The sequence below is a fragment of the Camelimonas sp. FR25 genome, assembly GCF_059740505.1.
The window spans coordinates 98,163-122,058 of record NZ_JCAWFG010000021.1; the positions used below are offsets into that span (position 1 = coordinate 98,163).

Annotated in this window: 19 protein-coding genes; 12 read left to right on the top strand and 7 right to left on the bottom strand. The window is 67.3% G+C overall.

Annotated features, from left to right (window positions below):
* Window positions 1–22: 22 nt before the first annotated feature.
* On the bottom strand, window positions 23–829 hold the full coding sequence (locus AC6A67_RS03070; protein ID WP_498035085.1) for an enoyl-CoA hydratase/isomerase family protein: 807 nt from the start codon (window positions 827–829) through the stop codon (window positions 23–25).
* A 139-nt stretch (window positions 830–968) separates the two neighbouring features.
* The gene (locus tag AC6A67_RS03075; protein ID WP_498035086.1) at window positions 969–1,664 is read right to left on the bottom strand and encodes an HAD-IA family hydrolase; all 696 of its coding nucleotides are present in this window, start codon (window positions 1,662–1,664) and stop codon (window positions 969–971) included.
* Between the two features lie 129 nt (window positions 1,665–1,793).
* Here AC6A67_RS03075 and AC6A67_RS03080 point away from each other — a divergent pair, with 129 nt between their 5' ends.
* The 7 genes from AC6A67_RS03080 to AC6A67_RS03110 all read left to right on the top strand — a co-directional run bounded on the left by AC6A67_RS03080 (window position 1,794) and on the right by AC6A67_RS03110 (window position 8,788).
* Entirely contained in the window at window positions 1,794–2,267 is a 474-nt protein-coding gene (locus AC6A67_RS03080; protein WP_498035087.1) for a hypothetical protein, read from the top strand.
* 64 nt (window positions 2,268–2,331) lie between these two features.
* The gene (rpiA, locus tag AC6A67_RS03085; RefSeq protein ID WP_498035088.1) at window positions 2,332–3,027 is read left to right on the top strand and encodes a ribose-5-phosphate isomerase RpiA; all 696 of its coding nucleotides are present in this window, start codon (window positions 2,332–2,334) and stop codon (window positions 3,025–3,027) included.
* A 79-nt stretch (window positions 3,028–3,106) separates the two neighbouring features.
* Window positions 3,107–3,598 carry a GNAT family N-acetyltransferase gene (locus AC6A67_RS03090; protein WP_498035089.1) on the top strand — a complete coding sequence of 164 codons (492 nt, stop codon included), beginning with the start codon at window positions 3,107–3,109 and terminating at the stop codon, window positions 3,596–3,598.
* A gap of 163 nt (window positions 3,599–3,761) precedes the next feature.
* The gene (locus AC6A67_RS03095; RefSeq protein ID WP_498035090.1) at window positions 3,762–4,268 is read left to right on the top strand and encodes a DUF2059 domain-containing protein; all 507 of its coding nucleotides are present in this window, start codon (window positions 3,762–3,764) and stop codon (window positions 4,266–4,268) included.
* A 202-nt stretch (window positions 4,269–4,470) separates the two neighbouring features.
* Window positions 4,471–5,667: an O-antigen ligase family protein gene (locus tag AC6A67_RS03100; RefSeq protein ID WP_498035091.1), complete on the top strand. Its 1,197-nt coding sequence runs from the start codon at window positions 4,471–4,473 to the stop codon at window positions 5,665–5,667.
* Window positions 5,664–7,028, top strand: a complete 1,365-nt coding sequence (gor, locus tag AC6A67_RS03105) for a glutathione-disulfide reductase (protein WP_498035092.1) — start codon at window positions 5,664–5,666, stop codon at window positions 7,026–7,028. The genes AC6A67_RS03100 and gor overlap by 4 nt, the downstream gene beginning before the upstream one ends.
* A 374-nt stretch (window positions 7,029–7,402) precedes the next feature.
* Window positions 7,403–8,788 carry a class II 3-deoxy-7-phosphoheptulonate synthase gene (locus tag AC6A67_RS03110; protein WP_498035093.1) on the top strand — a complete coding sequence of 462 codons (1,386 nt, stop codon included), beginning with the start codon at window positions 7,403–7,405 and terminating at the stop codon, window positions 8,786–8,788.
* Between the two features lie 668 nt (window positions 8,789–9,456).
* Here the strand turns inward: AC6A67_RS03110 and AC6A67_RS03115 are convergent.
* Entirely contained in the window at window positions 9,457–10,068 is a 612-nt protein-coding gene (locus AC6A67_RS03115) for a cysteine hydrolase family protein (RefSeq protein WP_498035094.1), read from the bottom strand.
* Window positions 10,069–10,342: 274 nt separating this feature from the next.
* On the opposite strand from AC6A67_RS03115, the gene gltX reads away from it, so the two are divergent.
* Window positions 10,343–11,680 carry a glutamate--tRNA ligase gene (gltX, locus tag AC6A67_RS03120; RefSeq protein ID WP_498035095.1) on the top strand — a complete coding sequence of 446 codons (1,338 nt, stop codon included), beginning with the start codon at window positions 10,343–10,345 and terminating at the stop codon, window positions 11,678–11,680.
* Window positions 11,681–11,900: 220 nt separating this feature from the next.
* Here the strand turns inward: gltX and AC6A67_RS03125 are convergent, their stop codons facing one another.
* Window positions 11,901–13,133, bottom strand: coding sequence for a DUF2865 domain-containing protein (locus tag AC6A67_RS03125; RefSeq protein WP_498035096.1), 1,233 nt, complete (start codon window positions 13,131–13,133; stop codon window positions 11,901–11,903).
* 598 nt (window positions 13,134–13,731) lie between these two features.
* On the opposite strand from AC6A67_RS03125, the gene AC6A67_RS03130 reads away from it, so the two are divergent.
* The 4 genes from AC6A67_RS03130 to cimA all read left to right on the top strand — a co-directional run bounded on the left by AC6A67_RS03130 (window position 13,732) and on the right by cimA (window position 18,581).
* Window positions 13,732–14,259 carry a CreA family protein gene (locus AC6A67_RS03130; protein ID WP_498035180.1) on the top strand — a complete coding sequence of 176 codons (528 nt, stop codon included), beginning with the start codon at window positions 13,732–13,734 and terminating at the stop codon, window positions 14,257–14,259.
* Window positions 14,260–14,722: 463 nt separating this feature from the next.
* Window positions 14,723–16,459, top strand: coding sequence for a cysteine--tRNA ligase (cysS, locus tag AC6A67_RS03135; protein WP_498035097.1), 1,737 nt, complete (start codon window positions 14,723–14,725; stop codon window positions 16,457–16,459).
* 11 nt (window positions 16,460–16,470) lie between these two features.
* The gene (locus AC6A67_RS03140) at window positions 16,471–16,989 is read left to right on the top strand and encodes a GNAT family N-acetyltransferase (RefSeq protein WP_498035098.1); all 519 of its coding nucleotides are present in this window, start codon (window positions 16,471–16,473) and stop codon (window positions 16,987–16,989) included.
* Complete coding sequence (gene cimA, locus AC6A67_RS03145; protein WP_498035099.1) at window positions 16,986–18,581, top strand: citramalate synthase; 1,596 nt, start codon at window positions 16,986–16,988, stop codon at window positions 18,579–18,581. The genes AC6A67_RS03140 and cimA overlap by 4 nt, the downstream gene beginning before the upstream one ends.
* A gap of 389 nt (window positions 18,582–18,970) precedes the next feature.
* On the opposite strand, the gene AC6A67_RS03150 is transcribed toward cimA, so the two are convergent.
* The 3 genes from AC6A67_RS03150 to AC6A67_RS03160 all read right to left on the bottom strand — a co-directional run bounded on the left by AC6A67_RS03150 (window position 18,971) and on the right by AC6A67_RS03160 (window position 23,746).
* Window positions 18,971–20,554 carry an ABC-F family ATP-binding cassette domain-containing protein gene (locus tag AC6A67_RS03150; protein ID WP_498035100.1) on the bottom strand — a complete coding sequence of 528 codons (1,584 nt, stop codon included), beginning with the start codon at window positions 20,552–20,554 and terminating at the stop codon, window positions 18,971–18,973.
* Window positions 20,555–20,854: 300 nt separating this feature from the next.
* Window positions 20,855–22,123, bottom strand: a complete 1,269-nt coding sequence (locus tag AC6A67_RS03155) for an ABC transporter substrate-binding protein (protein ID WP_498035101.1) — start codon at window positions 22,121–22,123, stop codon at window positions 20,855–20,857.
* Window positions 22,124–22,516: 393 nt separating this feature from the next.
* Window positions 22,517–23,746: an ABC transporter substrate-binding protein gene (locus tag AC6A67_RS03160; RefSeq protein WP_498035102.1), complete on the bottom strand. Its 1,230-nt coding sequence runs from the start codon at window positions 23,744–23,746 to the stop codon at window positions 22,517–22,519.
* Window positions 23,747–23,896 lie beyond the last annotated feature (150 nt).

A 23,896-nucleotide genomic window follows, 5' to 3' on the forward strand; every position in this document is an offset into this window, starting at 1 on the left:
TCATACTCATCGGGCGCCAGTATCAGCGTCCCTTGAACACCGCCGGACGCTTTTCCATGAACGCCGACATGCCTTCCGCAGCGTCTTCTGATTTGAACAGCGGCAGCAGCTGCAGGAACACGTGGTGCACGTGCTCGTTGAACGGCTCAGACAGGCCCATGCGCATCATGCGCTTGGAGGCCTGCACGGCCAGCGGGGCGTTGCTGGCGATCTCGTCAGCCAGCTCGCGCGCCTTGATCATCAGCTGGTCGTCCTCCACCACATAAGAAGCGAGGCCCCAGGCGACCGATTCCTCGGCCGACAGGGTGCGGCCGGTGAAGATCAGCTCCGCCGCCTTTGACCAGCCGATCATGCGCGGCAGAAACCAGGTGCCGCCCGATTCCGGCACCACGCCGCGCCGGGTGAAGGCGGCGGCCAGCTTGGCGGATTTGGCCATGATGCGGATGTCGCAGCCCAGCGCCGTATCCATGCCATAGCCGGCGGCGCCGCCATTGATGGCGCAGATGATCGGCGTATCCATGGCGTGCATCACGGTGGGGGGCGTGTTGCGCAGATTGATGTTGGTGGGCGAGGAGGCGGAGCTCATCAGCGTGCGGCCGCTGTCGGCCTTGGCGCGCAGGTCGAGGCCGGCGCAGAAGGCGCGGCCCGTGCCGGTCAGAATGATGCAGCGCACATCCTGGTCATCATTGGCGCGCACCAGCAGCTGGGTCAGCTCGTCGAGCATCGGGCCCGAGATGGTGTTCATGCGCTCGGGCGCATTCAGGGTGATGGTGGCGACGTGATTGTCGACCGCATACAGCACTTCGCTGGCGGTGGCGGCGGCGTCCATGGCGTTCTCCCAGGTTTGGCGACGGGCCGTTGGCCGGCCCCGCGCTGTTCCCCGCAGAAAAACCACGCCGCGCGACGCTTGTCGAGGCTGGCCTTGAGCGCGCCATGACGCCCGCGCAGCCGTTGCGCCGCGCGCGGCCTCAGCCGGCGATCACCGTGCGCGGCCGCTCCAGCAGGGCATGGGCGTGGTCAAACAGCCCGTCATAATGGTCGAGCACCACATCAGCCCCCAGCTCAGCCACCGGAATGTCGGTGTAACCAAAGGTCATGCCGACGCAGGGGATGGCGCCGGCTCGGGCGGCGTGGATATCGGCGGCGCTGTCGCCCACCATCACGGCCCGCAATGGATCGCCGCCGGCCAGCAACACGGTCTCGGTGATGTGGCGCGGGTCTGGCTTGCGGAAGGCGAAGGTGTCGCCGCCGCCGATGGCGGCGAAGCGGGGCGTCAGCTCCAGCGTGTCCAGCAGATTGCGCGCCAGCCCCTCCAGCTTGTTGGTGCAGACGGCCAGCCGCCAGCCGGCGGCGCTAAAGCGGTCGAGCGCTTCCAGCGCCCCGGAGAATACACGGGAATGGTCGGCGATATGCCCTTCGTAATAAGCGATGAAGCGGTCGAACAGCACATCCATATGGGCGGGCTCGGCGACAATGCCGGAGGCGGCGAGCCCGCGCTCCAGCAAGGCGCGGGCGCCGGCGCCGGTCATGGCCCGCACCTGGTCGAGGCTCACAGCTGCGAGGTGTTCGGTGGCCAGCACGGCGTTCAGCGCGCCAAGCAGATCCGGGGCCGTATCGACCAGCGTGCCGTCCAGATCGAGAACCAGAGTTGGCTGCAGGCTCATGATGTCTCCTTTGGCAGACGCGCCCTTGCTGCGGCGGCCAGCCATGATCTGGCCGGACGCGGTCTGTTACAGTGCGCCGGGCGAGGCGCTGCCTGTCGATTCGACGCTAGCTACAGGGATAACGGGTTCATGTCCGAGAACAAACGCACCGTGTCCGGCCATTGCGCGGCCGCAACCTCTCCGCAGGCCCGCGAGCGTGGCGCAGGCGCCAATCCGCGCCGTTTGGCGCCCCGTCTTGCGCTGCTGCTGGCCGCTGCGGCGGGGGGCGTGGCGGCAGCCGTTGCCGCGCCAGGGAGCGCCCACGCCAATAATTACGATTTCGCCCCGGCGCCGCAGGTGGACCTCAACCGCATCTACCGTGTCGAGCGGGTCACGGGCGAGATGGGCGCGTGCCAGTATGGGCTGAAAGAGGGTTCTGTTGGCGTCACCCTGTGCTATGGACCCGGCGAAGGCGGCGGCGCCCAGACGCCGGGCGATTATCGGCTCGTGACCTCGCGGCATGAGCGGGAAGGCGGCGTGTTCCGCATCAATGATCGCACGGGCGAGATGAGCATCTGCTACGTCTTCAGCGAAAAAGTGGTCTGCACGCCGCAGGCCAAGTGAGGGCGCGGCGCAGAGGGGCCGCCCCTGAGGACCATGGGGCGCCTGGCGCCCGGGACAGGACGTGATGAGCTCTGAAGATCTGAAGCGGCAGGCCGCCGCCCGCGCCCTTGAGGCGGTCACCGATGGCATGCGTCTGGGCCTTGGCACCGGCTCGACCGCGAAGCATTTCGTGGAATTGCTCGGCGACCGGGTGCGCGCCGGCCTCAAGGTGATCTGCGTCGCGACGTCGGAGGCCACCCAGGCCCAGGCCGAAGGCGAGGGCATTGAGATGTCGACGCTGGATGCGACGCCAGAGCTCGATCTGGTAGTTGATGGCGCCGATGAGCTGGATCCGCAGCTGCGCCTGGTCAAGGGCGGCGGCGGCGCCTTGCTGCGCGAGAAGATCGTCGCCTCGGCCAGCGCCCGCATGATCGTCATTGCCGATGACACCAAGCAGGTGGCGACGCTGGGCAAATTCCCGCTGCCAGTCGAAGTCAATCCGTTCGGCCTCGAGGTCACCCGCCGGCAGATCGCCGCAGCGGCGGCCCGCACCGGCTGCAGCGGCGAGCTGGTGTTGCGCCAGCGCGACGGCAAGACCTTTGTCACCGATGGCGGCCATTACATCATCGACTGCCATTTTGGCGTGCTGCCTGATCCGGATGGGCTGGCTGCGGCGCTGGTGGCGATCCCCGGCGTGGTCGAGCACGGCCTGTTCATCGGTCTCGCCACAGGCGTCGTGCTGGCGTCGGCGTCGGGCCTGATCGAGCTCGGCGAGATCTGAGCCGCCGAGCCCAGGGACCAGACGAGCGATGAGCGCGCCACACACTGCCACAACCACGCCCGACTGGCGCTGGCGGGCCATGACCAGCGCTGATCTGGCGCGGGTTGAAGAGCTCGCGGCGCTGATCCACCCGGATTATCCGGAAGAGGCGGCGGTGTTCGCCGAGCGGCTCGGGCTGTTCGGCGAGGGGTGCCTGGTGCTCGAGCAGAGCGGCGTGGTGCAGGGCTATCTGCTGTCGCACCCGTGGACCGGGGCGACGCCGCCGTCGCTCAACACGCTGCTTGGCGCGCTGCCCGCTCTGCCGAGCCTGTATTATTTGCACGATCTGGCCCTGGCCCCGGCCATGCGCGGTTCGGGCGCGGCTCTGGCTGCGGTTGAGGCCGCCCTTGCCGTGGCCAGCCGCCACGGCTTTGGCCAATTGGCGCTGGTGGCGGTCAATGGGGCCGACCGTTTCTGGCGCCGCTGCGGCTTCACCCCCGTCGATGACGCTGCGTTGCAGGCGGCGGCGCGCCGTTATGACCCGGATGCGCTGTATATGGCGCGCGATGTGGTGGTGAGCCGGGCAAAATGATCGTATGCAAGGAAGCGCGCGGGTTGGGGGGATTCTGCGCGGCCATCGCAAGCTGGCCTGATATATGCCGCCCGCGCACGCCATAAGCGGCGCACGCGCATGTCATGAGGGGCGCCCGCCTTGGGGCCGAAACGACAATCGTTCTGGTGAGCTGGAGAGAGAGATGAACCGATTTGCCCGTCTTGCCGCCATCGGCCTGTTTGCGCTCGCCACGCCGCTGGCTGCCGGCGCAGCTTTCGCCCAGGGCGCCGACGCCAATAGCGCACAGATCGCGGTGGCCCGCGAGGTGGTCAAGGCTTCGGGCCTGGCGCGGTCGTTTGAATCGGTGCCGCCGACCCTGTTCGCCCAGGTGCGCGAGCAATTGCTGACCCGGCCGGAGATCAAGGCGGACGTTGAGGAGATCATCGTCAAGATCACGCCGGAGATCACCGCCAGGGCCGACGACATGGTGACCGAGGCGGCTAAGATTTTCGCCAGCCAGATTTCTGAGGCCGACCTCAAGGAAATCGCCGCCTTCTTCAAGTCGCCGGCGGGCGTCAAATATGTCCAGGCCCAGCCCCGCGTCATGCAGGACATGGTCGAGCGCATGCAGGAGTGGAGCCAGGCCCTGTCGGGCGTGGTGGTCGAGCGTATCCGCAACGAGCTGCGGACCCGCGGCAAGAGCTTCTGAGCCCGGCACAATGAGCATTTCCGCGCCGGCCGTTGGGCCGGCGCAGTTGTATCTGGCGCATTGCGCCGCAAGGGGAGCCTGACCATTGGCCTCGGCGCCGTCTGACACCGCCTCCGCTGACACTGCCTCCGTGCAAGCCCAGTCCTCCACTGCCCTAGCAGGCCGTCGGCTGGACGCCGCCGCCTGGGCGGTGCTTGCAGCCATGCCGTTAGCGCTGAGTTTCGCCGTGCGCTCGTCGGCGGCGCTGATCGTGGCGGCGGGCGCGCTGGCGTTGGCCGGCGCCCTGGCGGCAGGCCGCGGCGGGGCGATTGCGCATGCGGCGGCGCGCCACGCCGTGTCGATGCCGGGCGTGCTGGCCCCGCTGTTTGCAGTGCTGGCGGCGGCGTCGCTGCTGTGGCATCCGTTCCCGACCCAGGGTCTGTTCGCCTTTGGCGAGGCCTTTGCGCCGCTCGCCGGGGCGCTGGCGCTAGGCCTCTGCCTCGGCCTGCCGGACACCCAGGCTGAGCGCCAGCGGCTGTTTTTCGTCGCCGCCAGCCTGTTTGGCCTCGCCTGCATCGAGGTCAGCCTCGAATTATGGACCAATATGGCGTGGCGTGAGGCGCTGGGAGCGCGTACCGCGTTGTTCGTGCTCAACAAGCCGGTGATCTGCCTCGTGGTGTTGTACTGGCCGCTGCTGGCGCTGTCCGAGGGCATGCCGCGCCGCAATTTGGTGATGGGCGTCCTCGCGGTGCTGATGGCGGCGGCCACCTTCAAATCCGTGTCGGGCGCATCGATGCTGGCGCTGGTCTGCGGACTGCTGACCTATGTGCTGGCCCGGTTCGCCCCGCGCCTGATGTGGGGCGTGATGATGCTCGGCCTCGGCGTAGCGCTGGCGCTGGCCCCGGTGAAAGGTGAGCTGGCGCACCGCGCCATTCCCGATTCGGCGCTAGACCGTATCCAGTCGCTGCATGCGCGCGATCGCGTCGAGATCTGGCAGAGCTTCGGCGAGGTGGTGGGCTTCCATCCGCTGGCTGGCGTCGGCTTCGGCTCCAGCCCGCGGATGGGCGACGCTCCGGTGGCGGCGCGCGTGCCGCCCGAGCACCGGACGCTGCTGTCGGTGGGCCATGCCCATGACATGTTCCTGCAGATCTGGTCGGAGCTGGGCGCGCTCGGCGCGCTGCTGGCGGCGCTCGGACTGTTCTGGCTCGGCCGGGCGACGCGGCTTTTGCCGGCGCAGCGCATGGCCCCGGCGCTGGCCTGCCTCGCGTCCATATTGGTGATCGCCGAGGTTGGCCACGGCGCCTGGCAGGGCTGGTGGGTGGCGATTGTTGGCGCCGCTGGCGTCTGGTTCGCGAAGATTTATGGCGAGGCGCCGGCGCAGCATCGCGCGCGCCGCGCGCTGGAAGGGCACGCATCATGAGCGCATATGACGTTGACCTGTTTGTCATTGGCGGCGGCTCGGGCGGCGTGCGCGCCGCGCGCGTGGCCGCTGGCCATGGCGCACGGGTGATGCTGGCCGAGGAATTCCGCATGGGCGGCACCTGCGTCATCCGTGGGTGCGTGCCGAAGAAGCTGCTGGTCTACGCCTCCCGCTTCGCCCATGAGTTTGAGGACGCCGCTGGCTTCGGCTGGACGCTGCCCGCCGCCCCCCAGTTCGACTGGGCGACGCTGATCGCGCGCAAGAATGACGAGATCACGCGGCTCGAGGGGCTGTATCGCAACAATCTGGCCAATTCCGGCGTTGAGATCGTCGCCGCCCGCGCGGTGATCGAGGGGCCCAACGCCGTGCGCCTGCTGCCGGAAGGGCGCGTGGTCACCGCAGCGCGCATCCTGGTGGCCGTTGGGGCCTGGCCGGTGACGCTGCCAGATGTCCCCGGCATTGAGCACGCCATCAGCTCCAATGAAGCGCTCGACCTTGCCGCGCAGCCCAAACGGGTGATGGTGGTCGGCGCCGGCTATATCGCCGTCGAATTCGCCGGCATTTTCGCCGGCATGGGCAGCGCCGTCACTTTGGTGCATCGCGGCGCGCAATTGTTGCGCGGTTTCGATCAGGATCTGCAGGAGGGCCTCGCCACGGCGCTCGCCAGGGAACTGGACCTGCGCCTCAACACCGAGCTGTCCCGTATTGATCGCAGCGACGCCGGGCTCGACGTCACCCTGAGCGACGGCGCTGTGGTGCAGGTGGATCAGGTGCTGCTGGCCATCGGTCGCGCCCCCAAGACCCGCAATCTCGGCCTCGAGAAAGCCGGCGTGGCGGTTGATTCCAGCGGCGCCATTCGCGTCAACGCTCAGTCGCAGACCAGCACGCCGTCGATTTTCGCCGTCGGCGACGTCACCAACCGGGCCAATCTGACGCCGGTGGCCATTCGCGAGGGACATGCCTTCGCCGACACCTTCTATGGCGACAAGCCCTGGCAGGTTGACCACAGCCTGATCCCGACGGCGGTGTTCTCGACGCCCGAACTGGGCACAGTCGGCCTGAGCGAGGCGGAGGCGCGGGCGCGGCACGGCGAGGTGCTGCTGTTCCGGGCCAGCTTCCGGCCAATGAAGGCGACGCTGTCAGGCCGCGACGAGCGGATGATGATGAAAATCATCGTCGACCGCGCGACAGACCGGGTGCTGGGCGTGCATATCCTTGGCGAGGGCGCTGGCGAGATGATCCAGACGGTGGGCATCGCCGTGGCCATGGGCGCCACCAAGGCGGATTTTGACCGCACCATCGCCGTCCACCCAACGGCGGCGGAGGAGCTGGTCACCATGCGCACGCCGGTCAATCCGTGACGCCGCTGGCCTGGCGCCTGCCATGGGCGACTGGGCGCGCGGCGACCCGCGTCCGCGCCGTCACTTGTATCAGAACCCGATGAGCTTCACTCATCGGGTTCTGGCCAAGCCCGTGCGGCGCCTGAGCATTTCAGGATGCGGATGCGTCCGCATCTTCGCATCCTGGTATGACGCGGCGTTTGCGGCGTCCTGGGCGGCGCAATCGCCGGGTGGCCCTGCGTCTGGCGCAGGGGAAAGCTGCGCCTGCGTCACGCTTTAACCAAACCTCTTCTCTCCTGGCGGCTTCGGCGTTATAAGCGCCGCTTCCAGGCTTCTCGCCCGGGGGCAGGGCAGCGGCTGCAAGCCACAAATCATCCGCTGCGGGAGTGACGAATATGAGTGAGCGGTGGACGCCCGCCTCATGGCGCCAGAAGCCAGTGCAGCAGATGCCAGCCTATCCCGACGTGGCCGCTCTCGGCGCCGTTGAGGAGCAGCTGACTGCGTTTCCGCCGCTGGTTTTTGCTGGCGAGGCGCGGCAGCTGAAGCGCGCGCTCGGCAAGGTTGCTGCTGGCGAGGCATTTCTGCTTCAGGGCGGCGATTGCGCCGAAGCTTTTGCCGAACATAGCGCTGATAATATCCGCGACTTCTTCCGCGTCTTCCTGCAGATGGCCGTGGTGCTCACCTTTGCCGGCGCCTCGCCGGTGGTGAAGGTCGGCCGCGTCGCCGGTCAGTTCGCCAAGCCGCGCTCGGCCAACACCGAGACCATCGACGGCGTCGAATTGCCGAGCTATCGCGGCGATATCGTCAATGACATCGGCTTCACCGAGGACGCCCGCTCGCCGGATCCGCGCCGGCAGCTGATGGCCTACCGCCAGTCGGCGGCGACGCTGAACCTGATCCGCGCCTTCGCCAATGGCGGCTACGCCAATCTGGACAATGTCCAGCGCTGGATGCTGGGTTTCGTCAAGGACAGCCCGCAGTCGGGCCGCTACCAGGAGCTGGCTGGCCGCATCACCGAGGCGCTCGACTTCATGCGCGCCATCGGCATCGACCCGGAGACGCATCCAGAGATGCGGTCGACCGAGTTCTACACCAGCCATGAGGCGCTACTGCTCGGCTATGAGCAGGCGCTGACCCGCGTCGATTCCACCACCGGCGACTGGTACGCCACCTCCGGCCACATGCTGTGGATCGGCGACCGCACCCGCCAGCTCGACCATGCTCACGTGGAATATTTCCGCGGCGTGCAGAACCCGATCGGCGTCAAATGCGGCCCGTCGCTGGGCGCTGAGGAGCTGCTGCGCCTCATCGACGTGCTCAACCCGCAGAACGAGGCGGGTCGCCTGACGCTGATCTGCCGCTTCGGCGCCGAGAAGGCTGGCGACCACCTGCCGGCGCTGGTGCGCGCGGTGGAGCGTGAGGGCCGCAAGGTGGTGTGGTCGTGCGACCCGATGCACGGCAACACGGTCAAGGCTGGCGCCTACAAGACCCGTCCGTTCGACCTGATCATGTCGGAAGTGAAGACCTTCTTCGACGTGCACGCGGCGGAAGGCTCTTACGCCGGCGGCATCCATCTGGAGATGACCGGCAAGGACGTCACCGAATGCACCGGCGGCGCCCGGGCGATTTCGGAAGCGGGCCTGTCGGATCGCTACCACACCCATTGCGACCCGCGCCTCAACGCCGAACAGGCGCTGGAGCTGGCCTTCCTGGTGGCCGAACGCCTCAAGAAGGAGCGCGAAGGCAAACTCACCGAGCAGCGCGCCGCCGCCGCCGAGTGAGCCTCATAGCGCTCTGCGCCAGACAATGAATCGAAAAACCCCGGAGCGATCCGGGGTTTTTTTATTGGCTGACAAGGCGCTCCGTTCCGTGGGCGAGAGCTGCAGGCGCCCACCAAAGACGCAAGCGGCCAAACCAATCCCCACCCACCCCACCGCCGTCATGCCCGTGCTCGTCACGGGCATCCACGTCTTGCTACGCTTCAGTCTTGATGCCGGCAGGACCGCGGCAAACCGTTTACCAGCAAAAGCGTCTTCCCCACGCGCCACACGCCCCCCACGCGCACCTGCTGCCCACGCTGCAAACGCGTGGATGCCCGTGACGAGCACGGGCATGACGGCGAGGGAGTTCAAACAGACCCCACCCGAGCCGCCCGCCGGCGCCCGCTGCAGGCGCCCACCAAAGACGCAAGCAGCCAAACCAATCCAAAGCCACCCCACCGCCGTCATGCCCGTGCTCGTCACGGGCATCCACGTCTTGCTACGCTTCAGTCCTGATGCCGGCAGAACAAGCGGCAAACACCTCTCGTGGCAGCAGTGTCTTCCCCACGCGCCACACGCCCCCCACGCGCGCCTGCTGTCCACGCTGCAAACGCGTGGATGCCCGTGACGGGCACGGGCATGACGGCGCGGGGTAGCGGCGGACAGGCCCCATCCCTGCCGCGCGAGCCTCACGCCCCAATATTGTCCGAGTGCACCACCTCGGCGTAGCGGTCGGCGATTTCGGCGAGGGCGACGCGCTGGATGTCGGCGGCGCTGATGGCGCTGGAATCGGTGGGGTCGGGCAGGGCGCGGGTGGCGGTGGCGTCGGCGACGACGAAGCTGTTGCAGCCGTGATCGAGCGCCGAGCGGGCGGTGGCGCTGACGCACATATGGGTCATGAACCCGGCGATGATCAGCTGCGGCCGGCCATGGGCGTCGAGGATCGCCTTCAGCTCGGTGCCGGTGAAGGCGTTGGGCAGGCGCTTCTCGATCACCCGCTCGCCATCCAGCGGCTTCGCCTCATCCAGAAACGCCCCGCCAGGCCCCTGCGGATCGAACAGCCCGCCAGGGCGGCCCAGCTGCGCCACATGGATGATGGGTGCGCCAGCGGCGCGGGCCCGCTTGAGCAGCAGGGCGAGGCGGCTGATAGCCTGGTCAATCTGGCTGAGCGGCAGCCCGCCGGAGCGATATTCGTTCTGGGCGTCGATGGTCACGAGGGTCGCCTGCGACAGCCGCGCCTGTTGCGGCGGCGCGCCGGCGAGCGAGAGCAGGGTGCGGGGAGCCTCGGCGGCGTTGGCCATAATGGTTTCCTCGGGCTACGGCGCGGCTTGCGAGATCGCGCTCTGGTTGCAGGGCGCACTCCAGCATGGCGCCGGAGGCGTGGCAATGGCGCGCCCCCATCGCGTATCGCGCCACTGCCCGGAACAGGGCGTGTTGCGCTGCCCCCTGCGTCCCGGCATAACGACGCTTTCGCCCATGCGGCTGCGCCTTGCTGCGCGCAGCCCGCCATCCCGGAAAGCCGCAGCCGCGCCCCACGCTTGTGGGCTGGCTGGGCGCCGCGCGCCAGGACCTGTCATGATCGTCCGTTTCGCCCCTTCGCCCACTGGCTATCTGCACATTGGCAACGCCCGCACCGCGCTGCTCAACGCGCTAATGGCCCGGCGCGCTGGCGGCAAGCTCATCCTGCGCCTCGATGACACCGACGCCGCCCGCTCGCGCGAGGAATATGCCGAAGCGATCCGCGCCGATCTGGCCTGGCTCGGCGTCATCGCCGATCAGGAGTTTCGCCAGTCGCAGCGGATGGATGTGTATGAGGCTGCGGCCAATCGGCTGCGTCAGGCCGGGCGGCTCTATCCCTGCTATGAAACGGCGGACGAGCTGGAGCGGCGGCGCAAGCGCCAGCTCGCCCGTGGCCTGCCGCCGGTTTACGACCGCGCGGCGCTGAAGCTCACGGAGGCTGACCGCGCCGCGCTGGAGGCGGAAGGCCGCAAGCCGCACTGGCGCTTCCTGCTCAATCCGGCGCCGGTGAACTGGACCGATCTGGTGCGCGGCGAGGTGCGGGTCGAGAGCACCTCACTGTCCGATCCGGTGCTGATCCGTGAGGACGGCGCGTTTCTCTACACCCTGCCATCGGTGGTCGATGACGCCGATATGGGCGTAACCCATGTAGTGCGCGGCGAAGACCACGTCACCAATACCGCGGTGCAGATCCAGATTTTTGAGGCGTTGGGCGCCAGCGCCCCGCAGTTCGGCCACCACAATCTGCTGACCACCGCCAGCGGCGAGGGCCTGTCCAAGCGGCTCGGCCATCTGTCGCTCCGCGGCCTGCGCGCGGCGGGCATTGAGCCGATGGCGGTGGCGTCGCTAGCGGTGCTGGTCGGCACGTCAGAGGCGGTGCGCCCGGTCGGCGATCTCGACGCCCTTGCGGCCCTGGTCAATCTGTCAGGCATCTCGCGCGCCCCGGCGAAATTCGACGAGAGCGAACTGGCCAGCCTCAACGCCCGGCTGTTGCATGAGATGCCCTGGGAAGCCGCAGCGCCACGGCTGGCGGAGCTGGGCGTCGCCCTCAACGAGGCTGGCTGGCTCACGGTGCGCGGCAATCTCGCCACCCTCTCCGAGGCCGCCGACTGGGCCGCCATTATCGCCACCGGACCTGAAGGCGCCGTCGCCAGCGGCATGGACGACGGCTTCCGCGCCGCTGCCATCGCCAGCCTGCCGCAAGGCGACTGGAACAGCGACACCTGGAAGGCCTGGACCACAGCAATCCGCGAGACGACGGGCGCCAAGGGCAAGGCGCTGTTCATGCCATTGCGGCTGGCGCTGACCGGCCGCGAACACGGCCCCGAGCTGGCGGCGCTGCTGCCGCTGATCGGGCGCGACGAGACGCTGCGCCGGCTCACGACTGCCGGCTGAGGCCGGCCCCACCGACAGATACTGGCTACGCATTGCGGATCGGGCGGCACTGTGCCGGGACAGGAGCCGGGCGGCAGCCCAGCCCGTCCGGACTACGCGCTAACGCGTGACCTGCTGCCATGGGGTTGCCATGCGACACGCGGACATCGGCGCAAGCTGGCGTCAGCCCAAACAAAAGCCCGCCGATCGGCGGGCTCCCGTTGCGCCGATGGCGCCGCTGTCAGCGCGGCGCCGGGGCGACGAAGATATTGGGGGCGACGACGCGGACCTTGGCCTTTTCGCCTGACTGGCCGACGCTGTCGCGGATCTGGCCCTCGCGGGCGCCCACCGTCTGTTCTTCGATGATGGTTTGCGGGCCGATGCCTGACGATTCATTGGAGGCGGTCGGCACGCTGCTCGGATCGACCGGGCCTTCCTCATCGCTTTCCGACGCAGCGACGGGCTCAGGCTTTTTGGCGCGGGCGACCGGCGCAGCTGCGACAGCCTTGGGTCGCGACAGTTCCTCGGCCTTGTCTTCCGTCACAATCAGGTCGCCGCGACCGGATTTGACCATGTTCTCCGCCGGGGTCAGCGCCGTCGTCCAGCTCTCGTTTTCCTTGCGGCACGAGCAGGCGGGATCAAACGATTTCTTGTACTTCCCGGCGGTGGGCAGCTCCGTATAGGGCTTGCCCTCGCGATTGCCGGCCCGCTCAATCGCCCCGTCGCCCGACATGAAATACACCAGCGTCTGGGTGTTGGGGCACAGCGCCTGGCACATGTCCTCGGCGCCATCACGCCGGTTGGATGGCAGCGGGAAGAAGAAGCCGTCGCAGGCGCGCACACAGACCACGCGCGAACCGCCGAAGCGACCCGTGCCTTCGGTGGCCTGCTGGTGCGTGTTCATCTCATAGTTCTGGTCATATTGTTGCGGCGGCGGCGCGGCCTGACCGCCGCCGAACAGCCGCTCGAAGAAATTCGGCTCACGACCGCCTGGCGTGCAATAGCGCGCAATGGCGTTGAGCAGGGCCTGGCGGCGACCAGGGTCGCCCTGGGCGCGGGCCTGGGCCGCGCCAAAGGCGCCTTGCAACTGCCGGATCCGCGCGTCGATCTGGCCGCATTGCGGCGGCTTGTCGCCGAAAAACAGGAAGCCGCGATCGCAGCCGAGCTGGGAGCGATAGGCTTGCAGTCGCCCCAGCTCGCCGCGAATGGCGTTGGCCTGGGCGGCGGCGCCAGGGTCGCCGCGCGACAGGGATTGCAGTTCGGCGCGATATTGATTGCAGGCCGGGCTCTGCGCCTCGGCGGCGAAGCCGCTGGCCAGCAGGGCGAAGCCAACCATCGCCGCGCGGGCCAGCGGCCGCGCGCCAGCCCATACGCCGCCGCCCACCGAATCGGCGCCGCCGACCAATGACGCGCGATCACCGCCGCGCGTGTCGGCAGGGCAGGAAAACAGGGCGGGTAGGCGCCGAAACAGCATCGAATCATCCCGTAGAAAGGGCCGCGCCCGTTTCTGCCGACGAATTGCGGCGACAGCCCGTGCGCTGGGCCACTCTATGTCACCGTAAATGCCGCACATCGCAAGCGATCAACCGGTTTGCCGCCAGATGTCGCGTGGATCAACCGCCGTCGTGGCATCCAGGTCACGTCGCGGGTCACGTCCCAGGTTGCGTCGCGGGTCAAACCAACTTCCACGCCGCAGTTGGCCCGGCATGCGGCTGCCTTCGCCTTATCAAGAGGGCGCCGCGTCGCCGATCGGCGCTGGCGCCTGCCTCAGCCTGGGGCAATTGGGCAGGCAATTGGGCGGGCAAAGGGCGCGGGCAAGGGGGCAGGCAAAGCGCGCGGAGAGTAGGGCGCACAGGCGGGTGGGCGCGGTGCATCGCTCATCCGAACAGCGGTCGCCCCACCATTCACCACCGCCTCAGGCCACGCTTGCCTTGCCAGGCGACGATCGCCATGTGTGGAGCAGACCGCCAGACATGGCGGGGCAGATGTGAGGGCGAGGCACTATGAGTGACGCAGGCATGAGCAGTCAGGGCATCAGCGCGGCGCATCCGGCGGGCGGGCGTGGTCCGTCGATGTGGCGGCGCAGCGCCATGGCGTTGGGCCTTGCCGGCCTCGCGGCCGTCGCCAGCATCGCTGCGCCAGTCGCCGCCCTGGCTGATGGCCCCGACGTCATCCTGAAAAAATCCACCGTCTGGAAATTCATGACGCCAGACGACAAGCTTGTCGTCTATGGCATCGACGATCCGGTGGTGGAGGGCGTCGCCTGCCATTACACGCTGCCGGAGCGCGGCGGCGTCAAGGGCATGCTCGGCGTCGCCGAAGAGGTGTCCGACATCTCCATGTCGTGCAACCAGATCGGCCCGATCGCTTTCAAGGAGAAGTTCTCCCAGGGTGAGGTGGTGTTCTCGGAGCGGCGCTCGCTGATCTTCAAGAAGATGCAGATCGTCCGCGCCTGCGACGCCAAACGCAACACTTTGGTTTATCTTGTCTATTCTGACCGGGTGATCGAAGGCTCGCCGCAAAACGCCACCGCCGCCGTGCCCATCGCGCCCTGGGGCGGTCAGGGCGCTCCGGTGAAATGCGCTGACTGGGTGAAGTAAGCACAAGGTTGCAGCCGCAGGCGTTGCTTGCGGCGCGATCCAGCCAGAACTGGCGCTGGCGCACCAGCCACGACGCGCTGAGGCGCGCTGGCGTTGCGCCGCGCCAGCCTCGCTGGCCTGGCGACAAGCTGCCTTGCTGGTCGCGAACCCATCGTCCATCGGCTAATCTGGCTTCAGCTTGTGGTATGGCCATCCCTTTGCCCAGTCCTCGCCCAGCCACTCTCGTTGGCCAGCGCGCCTCGGCCCGCCTGGCGCCCTTGACGGCGCGCCCGCGCCGTCGCACAACGTCGCCATGACGATGGCCCGCATTATTTGTGCGATCTGCATTATAACCGGCTAGCGCACCGCGCGGCCCGGAGCCGTCCCCTTTTCAGAACCTGAAAATCGGATTGATCTCCTGGCCGGCGGCCATTGGAGAGGTATGTCCGTGTCCAGGGAACCGTCTGCACCGACTGAGCAGGATATGGGTCGCGCACGGTCCGGCGCGCCGGTTCTGCGGCTGCACAACACGCTGACGCGCACCAGGGACGCGTTTGCGCCGATCGATCCGGCCAATGTGCGCATGTATGCCTGTGGCCCCACGGTCTATGACGACGCCCATATCGGCAACGCCCGCCCGATCATCGTGTTCGACGTGCTGTTCCGGCTGCTGCGCCAGATCTATGGCGAGGCCGCGGTCACCTATGTCCGCAACATCACCGACGTCGACGACAAGATTAACGCCCGCGCCGCCGAGCGCGGCGTCAGCATTCGCGATCTGACCGAGGTCACCGCTCGCCGTTTCCACGAGGACATTCGCGCTCTTGGCGTGCTGATGGCTGACCAGGTCAATGTCGACGGCGCGCCGCCGCGCTTCATCGAACCGCGCGCCACCGAGCACATCGTCGAGATGCGCGACCTGATTGAGCGGCTGATCGCCCGTGACATCGCTTATGTGGCCGAAGACCACGTGCTGTTCTCGGTCAAGGCGATGGCCGACAAGCCAGGCGCGCCGCGTTATGGCGCGCTGGCCAATCGCACGCTCGATGAGATGCTGGCGGGCGCCCGGGTCGAGGTTGCGCCCTACAAGCGCGATCCGATGGATTTCGTGCTGTGGAAGCCGTCGAAGGCCGGCGAGCCAGGCTGGCCGTCGCCGGGCGGCATCGCGGTGGAAGGCCGCCCAGGCTGGCACATTGAGTGCTCGGCCATGTCGTGGAAACACCTGATCCAGGGCTTCGCCGGGCGGGTCAGCTGCGAGGCCGCCGACGCCAATATTTTCGATATCCACGCGGGCGGCATCGATCTGGTGTTCCCGCACCATGAAGACGAGATCGCCCAGTCCTGCTGCGCCCTCGATGCGCCGCGCATGGCCAATTACTGGCTGCACAACGGCTTCCTTCAGGTCGAAGGCCAGAAGATGTCGAAGTCGCTTGGAAATTTCGTCACCATCCGCGACCTGCTGACCTCCGGCAAGTTCGGCGGGCCATGGGCGGGGCCGGTGATGCGCTGGGCCATGCTCGAGACCCATTACCGCCAGCCGATCGACTGGACCGAGAAGCGCCTTGCCCGGGCCCAGAGCGAGCTGGAGACCATCGCCGGCGCCATCGGCGGCCTGCAGGGCCGCTTCTTCGGCGGCTGCGACATGACCTTACGCAACTGGATCCGCGATCTCGACAGCGCCCCGCCGGACGCATTTTTGGCCTTCCTGGCCGATGACCTCAACACCCCCGGCGCCATCGGCTGGGTGCGTGGCCAGATCAGCCGCATGACCAGCGACCTCGACGCCGCCGGTCAGGTGATCCGCGCGCTGTCGTTCCTCGGCCTGATCGACCGCAAGGCGCCGCTGGCGCTGGCGGCGCCGCTGGGCTGCGGCCAGTTCAGCCCCGAAACCGGCATGTTCGGCTTCAGCATGAGCCGCATCTGGCGCACGGCGCTGGTCAATGGCGACCGGCGGCTGCTTGAGTCGACCCGTGACGAGCTGGCGCGCAAGAAGATCGGCATCGAGACCGACGCCAATGGTCTGGTGCAATTCCGCTCCGAGGCTGACGATGATCCGGCGCTGGCGCGCGTCAACGCGCTGGTCGCCGCCCGCGCCGAGGCCCGGGCCCGCAAGGACTGGGCCGAGGCGGACCGTATCCGCGACGAACTCGCCGCCATGGGCGCGGTGGTCAAGGACGCCAAGGATGGCGGCGTCACCATCGAATGGGCCGCAGGGCAGTAAGGGCGGGCGACATGGGACAGGCATTTAACCCCGGGCTGCGCCCCTATCTTCCGGCTGATGCGCCGATCCTCGCGGAGATCTTCCGCGAGGCGATCTATGTGCTGGCGGAAGATGATTATGATGAGGCGCAGCGCGACGCATGGGCGGCCTCAGCTGATGATGAGGCGGCCTTCGCCGCCCGGCTCGCGGGCAATCTGACGCTGGTGGCGGTGGCTGGCGGCGCGCCGCTGGGCTTCGCCTCGCTGCGCGGCAAGGACCATGTCGACATGCTGTTTGTGCATCCTTCCGCCGCCAATCAGGGCGTCGGGGCCCTGTTGCTCGGGGCGCTGGAGAAGCTCGCCGGGGCGCGCGGGGCCGAGGCGCTGAGCGCCGATGTCAGCGATGTCGCCAGCCATCTGTTCCAGAAGCTCGGCTTCGAGCAGCAGCGGCGCGAGACCGTCGACCTCGACGGCGTCTGGCTCGGCCGCACCCATATGACCAAGAAACTGACCAGCGCCGGCAAACCGGCTGCGCCCGGGGGACGGCAATGACGCGCGAACGTCTGTATCTGTTTGACACCACGCTGCGCGACGGCGCCCAGACCACCGGGGTGGACTTTTCGGTCGACGACAAGCGCCAGATCGCCGCGATGCTCGACCGGCTCGGCGTGGATTATGTCGAGGGCGGCTATCCGGGCGCCAACCCGACCGACACCGAGTTCTTCCAGGAAAAGCGCACCAAAAACGCCATCTTCACCGCTTTTGGCATGACCAAGCGGGCGGGGCGCTCGGCGGCCAATGATCCGGGCGTGGCGGCGCTGCTCGACAGTAAGGCCGACGCCATCTGCTTCGTGGCCAAGAGCTGGGACTACCAGGTGCATGTGGCGCTGGAGATCTCGCTTGACGACAATCTCGAAGGCATCCGCGACAGCATCGCCACCGCCAGGGCCACTGGCCGCGAGGTGATGCTGGACTGCGAGCACTTCTTCGACGGCTACAAGGCCAATCCGGACTACGCGCTCGCCTGCGCCAAAGAGGCCTATGCCGCCGGCGCCCGCTGGGTGGTGCTGTGCGACACCAATGGCGGCACGCTGCCCGACGAGGTGGAGAAGATTGTCGGCGAGGTGGTGCAGCACATCCCCGGCGCCCATGTCGGCATCCACCCCCATGACGACACCGGCTGCGCCGTGGCCAACGCTTTGGCCGCCGTCCGCGCCGGCGCACGTCAGATTCAGGGCACGCTCAATGGGCTTGGCGAGCGCTGCGGCAACGCCAATCTGGTTTCGCTGATCCCGACGCTGATGCTGAAGGAGCCTTACGCTTCTACGCTGCAATTGGGCGTAACGCAGGAGGGGCTGACGACGCTGACCCACGCCTCGCGCGCCCTCGATGAGATCCTCAATCGCGCCCCCAACCGGCATGCGCCTTATGTCGGGGCCAGCGCCTTCGCCACCAAGGCGGGCATTCACGCCTCTGCGGTGCTCAAGGATCCGCGCACCTATGAGCACGTCGCGCCAGAGACGGTCGGCAACGCCCGCCGCCTGCTGGTGTCGCTGCAGGCTGGCAAGTCTAACATTCTCGCCGAGCTGGAGCGGGTCGGCATCAACCTCGACAAGGACGATCGCCGCATCGGCCGGCTGCTTGAGGTGGTGAAGGAAAAAGAGGCGTGCGGCTACGCCTATGAGGGCGCCGACGCTTCGTTCTATCTGCTGGCCCGCCGCGTTCTTGGCGAAGTCCCGGCCTTCTTCGACATCGAGCGTTTCAGCGTCAATGTCGAGCGCAGGTTCAACGCCGTCGGCGATCTGATCACCGTCACCCAGGCCGTGGTCAAGGTGCGGGTTGGCGATGAGGAGCTGATCTCGGCGGCCGAAGGCAATGGCCCGGTCAACGCCCTCGACGTGGCGCTGCGCAAGGACCTCGGCAAATACCAGCCGCTGATCCAGGGCCTCGGCCTGCGCGACTTCAAGGTGCGCGTCTTCCAGGGCGGCACCGATGCGGTGACCCGCGTCCTGATCGAGAGCGGCGACGAAACCGGCGACAGCTGGACCACCGTCGGCGTCAGCGCCAATATCATCGACGCCTCCTTCCAGGCGCTGGTGGATTCCATCATCTACAAGCTGATGAAGAGCGGCGCCCAGGTCTGAGGCGCCGCACGGGGGAGGGCGCCGCGAGGCCGCCGCTCCCCCGTCATCCCCGTGCCTGTCACGGGGATCCACGCGTTACGCGCGCTCGACATCAGCCACGCCAGACGTGGATGCCCGTGACAAGCACGGGGATGACGGCGAAATTGCCTGTCGCGACAGCGCTTGCAGCCCCGCATGTTGACGCGGGTCTCCTGCGCCTGACCGCGTAAAGTCTGACAGCCTCCCGCACGCTTCCTGCCCAAACGGCAATCCTCCCCCGTCATCCCCGTGCTTGTCACGGGGATCCACGCGTTACGCGCGCTCGACATCAGCCACGCCAGACGTGAATACCCGTGACGGGCACGGGCATGACGGCGCAATTGCCGGTCGCGACAGCGCTTGCCCCCCATTTAGGCCGGACCCTCTACGCTAAACGCGCGTTCAATGCCGATACGCGCAAGGAAGGCTGCGTCGTGGCTGGCCGCCAGCAGGGCGCCGTCAAACTGGCGCAGGGCGTCTTCGAGAATCTCACACGACTCAATGTCGAGGTGATTGGTCGGCTCATCGAGGATCAGTAGCCACGGCGGCTGCGGACCCGAGAAGGCGACCGCGAGGCCTGCCCGCAGCCGCTCGCCGCCGGAGAGCGTTCCCACCAGACGCTGGGCGTCGCGATTGCGGAAGGCGAAGCGCGCGCAGATGGCATGGGCCGCTTCATCGCGCAATCCAGGGTGACGCGCCCTGAGATTGGCGAGGATGCTGCGCTCCGGGTCCAGCAAGGCCATATGCTGGTCCAGAAACGCAATCGGCCCCTCGCGTCGCCAGATTTCGCCGGAACTGGGCGCGTCGAGGCCGGCGACGAGGCGGAGCAGGGTGGTTTTTCCGGCGCCATTGGGCCCCGTCACGGCGATCCGTTCCGGACCATGCGCCAGCAGGGACCACGGGCCAAAGCGCCGGTGGCCGCGCTGCGCCGTCACGTCCTGGATGCTCAGCGCCAGCGCCTTCGACGGCATGTGGGTTGGCGGCAGGGCGATGGTCAGCGGTGTGATGATCGCCACCTGGGCCCGGGCTTCAGCCAGCGCCTCCTGCGCCAGACCGATCTTCTGCTGGCGGAACGCGGTGTCTTTCGCGCGCGTCACCTCCGCCTGGCGCGCCATTGCGGTGAGGACGTGGCGTGGTTCGGAGGAGTTCGCCGCCCAGGCGCGGCCTGCGCTCGCCCGCTTGTCGAGGGCCTCGCGGCGCGCCTGGGCCTCGCGCTGGGCCGCCCTGCACGCCGTTTCCGCCTGTTCCACCTGTTTCGCGGCGCGCTCGCGCGCCATGTCGCGCGCTGCGGCGAAGGCGTCCCAGCCGCCGCCGAACCGGCGCACGGCGTCGTGAGCCAATTCGGCAATGCTGTCGACGCCTTGCAGTAACGTCCGGTCGTGGCTGGCGATGACCACGCCGCCGCGCCAGTCGGCGATCAGGGACATGACCGCTTCGCGGCCCGCGGCGTCGAGATTGTTGGTGGGCTCATCGAGCAGAATGAGATCGGGCGCCTCCACATAGAGGCGGGCGATGCTGACACGCGCCCGCTCCCCGCCCGACAGCTCGCCCATGCGGCGCTGCAGAGACAGGCCATGGAGGCGCACCCTGGCCAGCGCCCTGTCGATGCGCGCTTCAAGCTCCCAGTCGGCGAGGGCGAAATCAGCTGGCGCGCCATGGCCCGCAACAATGCGCGCCATGGCTTCGCAAGCCTCAGAAACGCCCAGTGCGTCGGCCACCGACCATTGCGGCGGCGCCTCCTGCGCCAGCAATCCAACCGAGCCATGGCGGCTGATCTCGCCCTGCCATGGCGGCAGATCCCCGGCCATGATGCGCAACAGGGTCGATTTGCCGGAGCCGTTGCGCCCAACCAGGCCGATGCGCTCGACGCCGACCAGCAGCGTCAGGTCATGAAACAGGACGCGCCCGTCAGGCGTGCGCGCGGCGACAGAGGAAAGAGAGAGAAATTGCGGCATGGGTGGACCTGTTCAATGAGACAACACGGAGCATCGGCGACGTGTTGTTGGTCATTGTCTGGTCCTCCTCTGGCGGCCCGCTGGTATGCGTAAACGGGCGGCCTGTGGCGCTGTCCTGCGCTGTGATCTCCACCTCGCGACTGGTCAACGTAGCTGCTGACATGGTCTGCGCAGGAGCGCCGGACGTGGGCTATTGTGCCAGAAGCGTCTGATGTGCGCAGTCCCTATATGGGGACTGCGGTAGCCAGGGCAGGCTTTTCATCGTGATCCCCACGCTGAAAGGCCGCCGTATTTTAACGCTTACTTCTTTTCGGTCGCCGCTTCAGGCGCCGGGTCGAGCTGGGTGCAATTGCCCTCGGAGATCGGGCGCATGATGTCCTCGGCCTTCACCACCTGCTTGATCTTCACCAGATCCCAGGGGGTCTTGACCTCGTCCGGCTTCTTCACCTCGACCAGCAGCATGTCGTTCATCAGGCGGCCATCCGGACGGATGGTGGCGCCGCGCGAGAACACGTCGTCCAGCGGCTTCGACTTCATGTCGCGCATGACGGTCTTGCCGTCGAGCGAGCCAGTGGCCTCGACCGATTTCAGATAGTGCTTGACGGCGCTGTAGACGGCGACGTGATTGTGGTCCGGCTTCTTGCCGCCCGACTTGGCCTCATAACGCTTGGCGAAAGCGCGGCTCTCGTCGTCCTTGTCCCAGTAATAACCGGACAAATACTGCACGCCCTGCAGCGCTTCAGCGCCGAGCGAATGCACCGAGGTGAGATAGAAGATCAGCACGCCGAGCTTCTGGTCGCCCTGGCCGACCTGGAACTCGCGGGCCTGCTTCAGGCTGTTGACGGTGTCGCCCGAGGCGTTGGCGAAGGCGACGATATTGGCGCCCGAGGCCTGGGCCTGCATCAGGAACGACGAATAATCCATGACGCCGACTGGATGCCGCACCGAGCCGAGCACCTTGCCGCCGGCAGCCTCTACCACCTTGGTGACGGCGGCCTGCATGGCGTGGCCGAAGGCGTAGTCGGCGGTCAGGAAGTACCAGGTCTTGCCGCCCTGGTCGACGACGGATTTGCCGAGGCCCTTGGCCAGCGAATAGGTGTCATACAGCCACATGGCCGAGGTGGGGGCGCAGGCCTTGCCGAACACGTCAGCGGTGGCCGAGCCGGTGTGAACCACGACCTTGCCGCGCTCGCGGGCGATGTCGTTGACGGCGAGCGAGATCGCCGAATTGCCGATGTCGAACAGCGCGTCGATGTTTTCGCGGTCATACATCTGGCGGGCGAGCGAGGCGCCGATGTCAGCCTTGTTCTGGTGGTCAGGCGCCAGCAGCTTCACCGGATGGCCGCCAACCTTGCCGCCAAAATCCTCGATCGCCAGTTCGGCGGCCCACACCGAGCCAATGCCGCCTGGGTCGGCGAACACCGACGATTTGTCATTGAGCACGGCGATGCCGACCGGGCGCTCGAGATCCTTGGCCGAGGAGGCGCTGACCTGCGCCGCAAGGGCAAGACCGAGCACGGCCGCCGAGGCGAGGCTGCGGCTGAGGCAGCGGGAGAGAGTACGACGCATGGATATTCCTCCGGAAGCTTTATGCTTTGTGCAGAGCGCATAGCTGCGGCCCTGTTGAACATCAATATATTGTCATATTCGACTTTAGGCGATGTGGATCAGCGCAGAAAAACCTTGCTGCGACACTGAAGCCGGCACGAACGGCCCCGCTGAAGCCCCGCTCAAGCCCGGCCGAAATCTGGTTCATCCCGCGCGCCGTCATGCCCGTGCTTGTGACGGGCATCCACGTCTTCCCAGTCCAGCATCACCAGGCGCGTCACGCCAGCACAAACGCCGCCAAATGATACAGCCGCCGCGCAGGGATGCGCAGCGGCTGCTCAGTCGTCTGACACTAACCAAACCCGACCGAGGCCCTCACAGCCTGGCGGTCCGGGCCCGATTGCCCCGTGCGGCTTACTGCGGGTCGAGCTGCTTGCAATTGCCCTCGGAAATCGGGCGCATGATGTCGTCGGCCTTCACCACCTGCTTGATGCTCAGCAGGTCCCACTCGCCATTCTTCACGTCTTCCGGCTTTTTGACTTCCACCAGCAGCATATCGTTCATCAGGCGGCCGTCCGGACGCACCTTGGCGCCATTGGCGAAGAAGTCGTTGACCGGGGTCTCCTTCATCTTGCGCATCACGGTCTTGCCGTCGGTGGACTTGGAGTCCTTCACCGCCTGCAAATAGTGACGCACCGACGAATAGACGGCGGCGTGGGTGTGATCAGGCTTCTTGCCGTTCACCGCCTCGAAGCGCTTGGCGAATGCGCGGCTGGCGTCGTCGCGATCCCAGTAATAGCCGGACAGATATTGCACGCCCTGGGTGGCCTTGGCGCCGAGCGCATGCACCGAGGTCAGATAGAAGATCAGCACGCCGAGCTTCTGCTTGCCTTCGCCCACCTGGAATTCGCGCGCCTGCTTCAGCGAGGTGACGGTGTCGCCTGAGGCGTTGGCGAAAGCGACGATGTCCGCGCCAGAGGCCTGGGCCTGCATCAGGAACGAGGAGAAATCCATGGTGCCGACGGGATGGCGCACGGCGCCCAGAACCTTGCCGCCACTTGCCTCGACGACCTTGGTCACCTCATTCTGCATGGCGTGGCCAAAAGCGTAGTCGGCGGTGATGAAGAACCAGGTCTTGCCGCCCTGTTCGACCACCGATTTGGCGAGGCCCTTGGCCAACGAATAGGTGTCATACAGCCACATGGCGCCGGTTGGCGAGCAGGCCTTGCCGAACACGTCCGCCGTGGCCGAGCCGGAGTGCACGACGATCTTGCCGCGCTCGCGGGCGATGTCCTGCACGGCGAGCGAGATGGCCGAATTGCCAATGTCGAAGATCGCCTCGACGCCCTCTTGGTCATACATCTGCCGGGCCAGGGAGGCGCCGACGTCGGTCTTGTTCTGGTGGTCAGGGCCGAGCACCTTGACCTTCATGCCATTGATCTCGCCGCCGAAATCGTCGATGGCCAGCTGCGCCGCCTTCACCGAGGCGACGCCGCCGGCGTCGGAGAACACCGAGCTCTTGTCGTTGAGCACGGCGATATTGAGTTCTTTCTTCTCCTGCGCCGCAGCGCCGGCGAGCGGAGCCGCTACGGCAAATCCAACGGCGAGGCAGCTGGCGAGGCAGCGCGTCAGCAGGGCGTTCATCTTTATCCTCCCGCAGACCTGGCCTGGGGCCAGGTTCCGACATGTCCTGGCAGAGGCCAGGGTCCGACATGTCCTGGCCAAGGGCCAGGGGCCGATATGACCTGGCATGCGCCAGGGTCCGGCATTTTCTGGTCGCGGACGCAGAGTGCG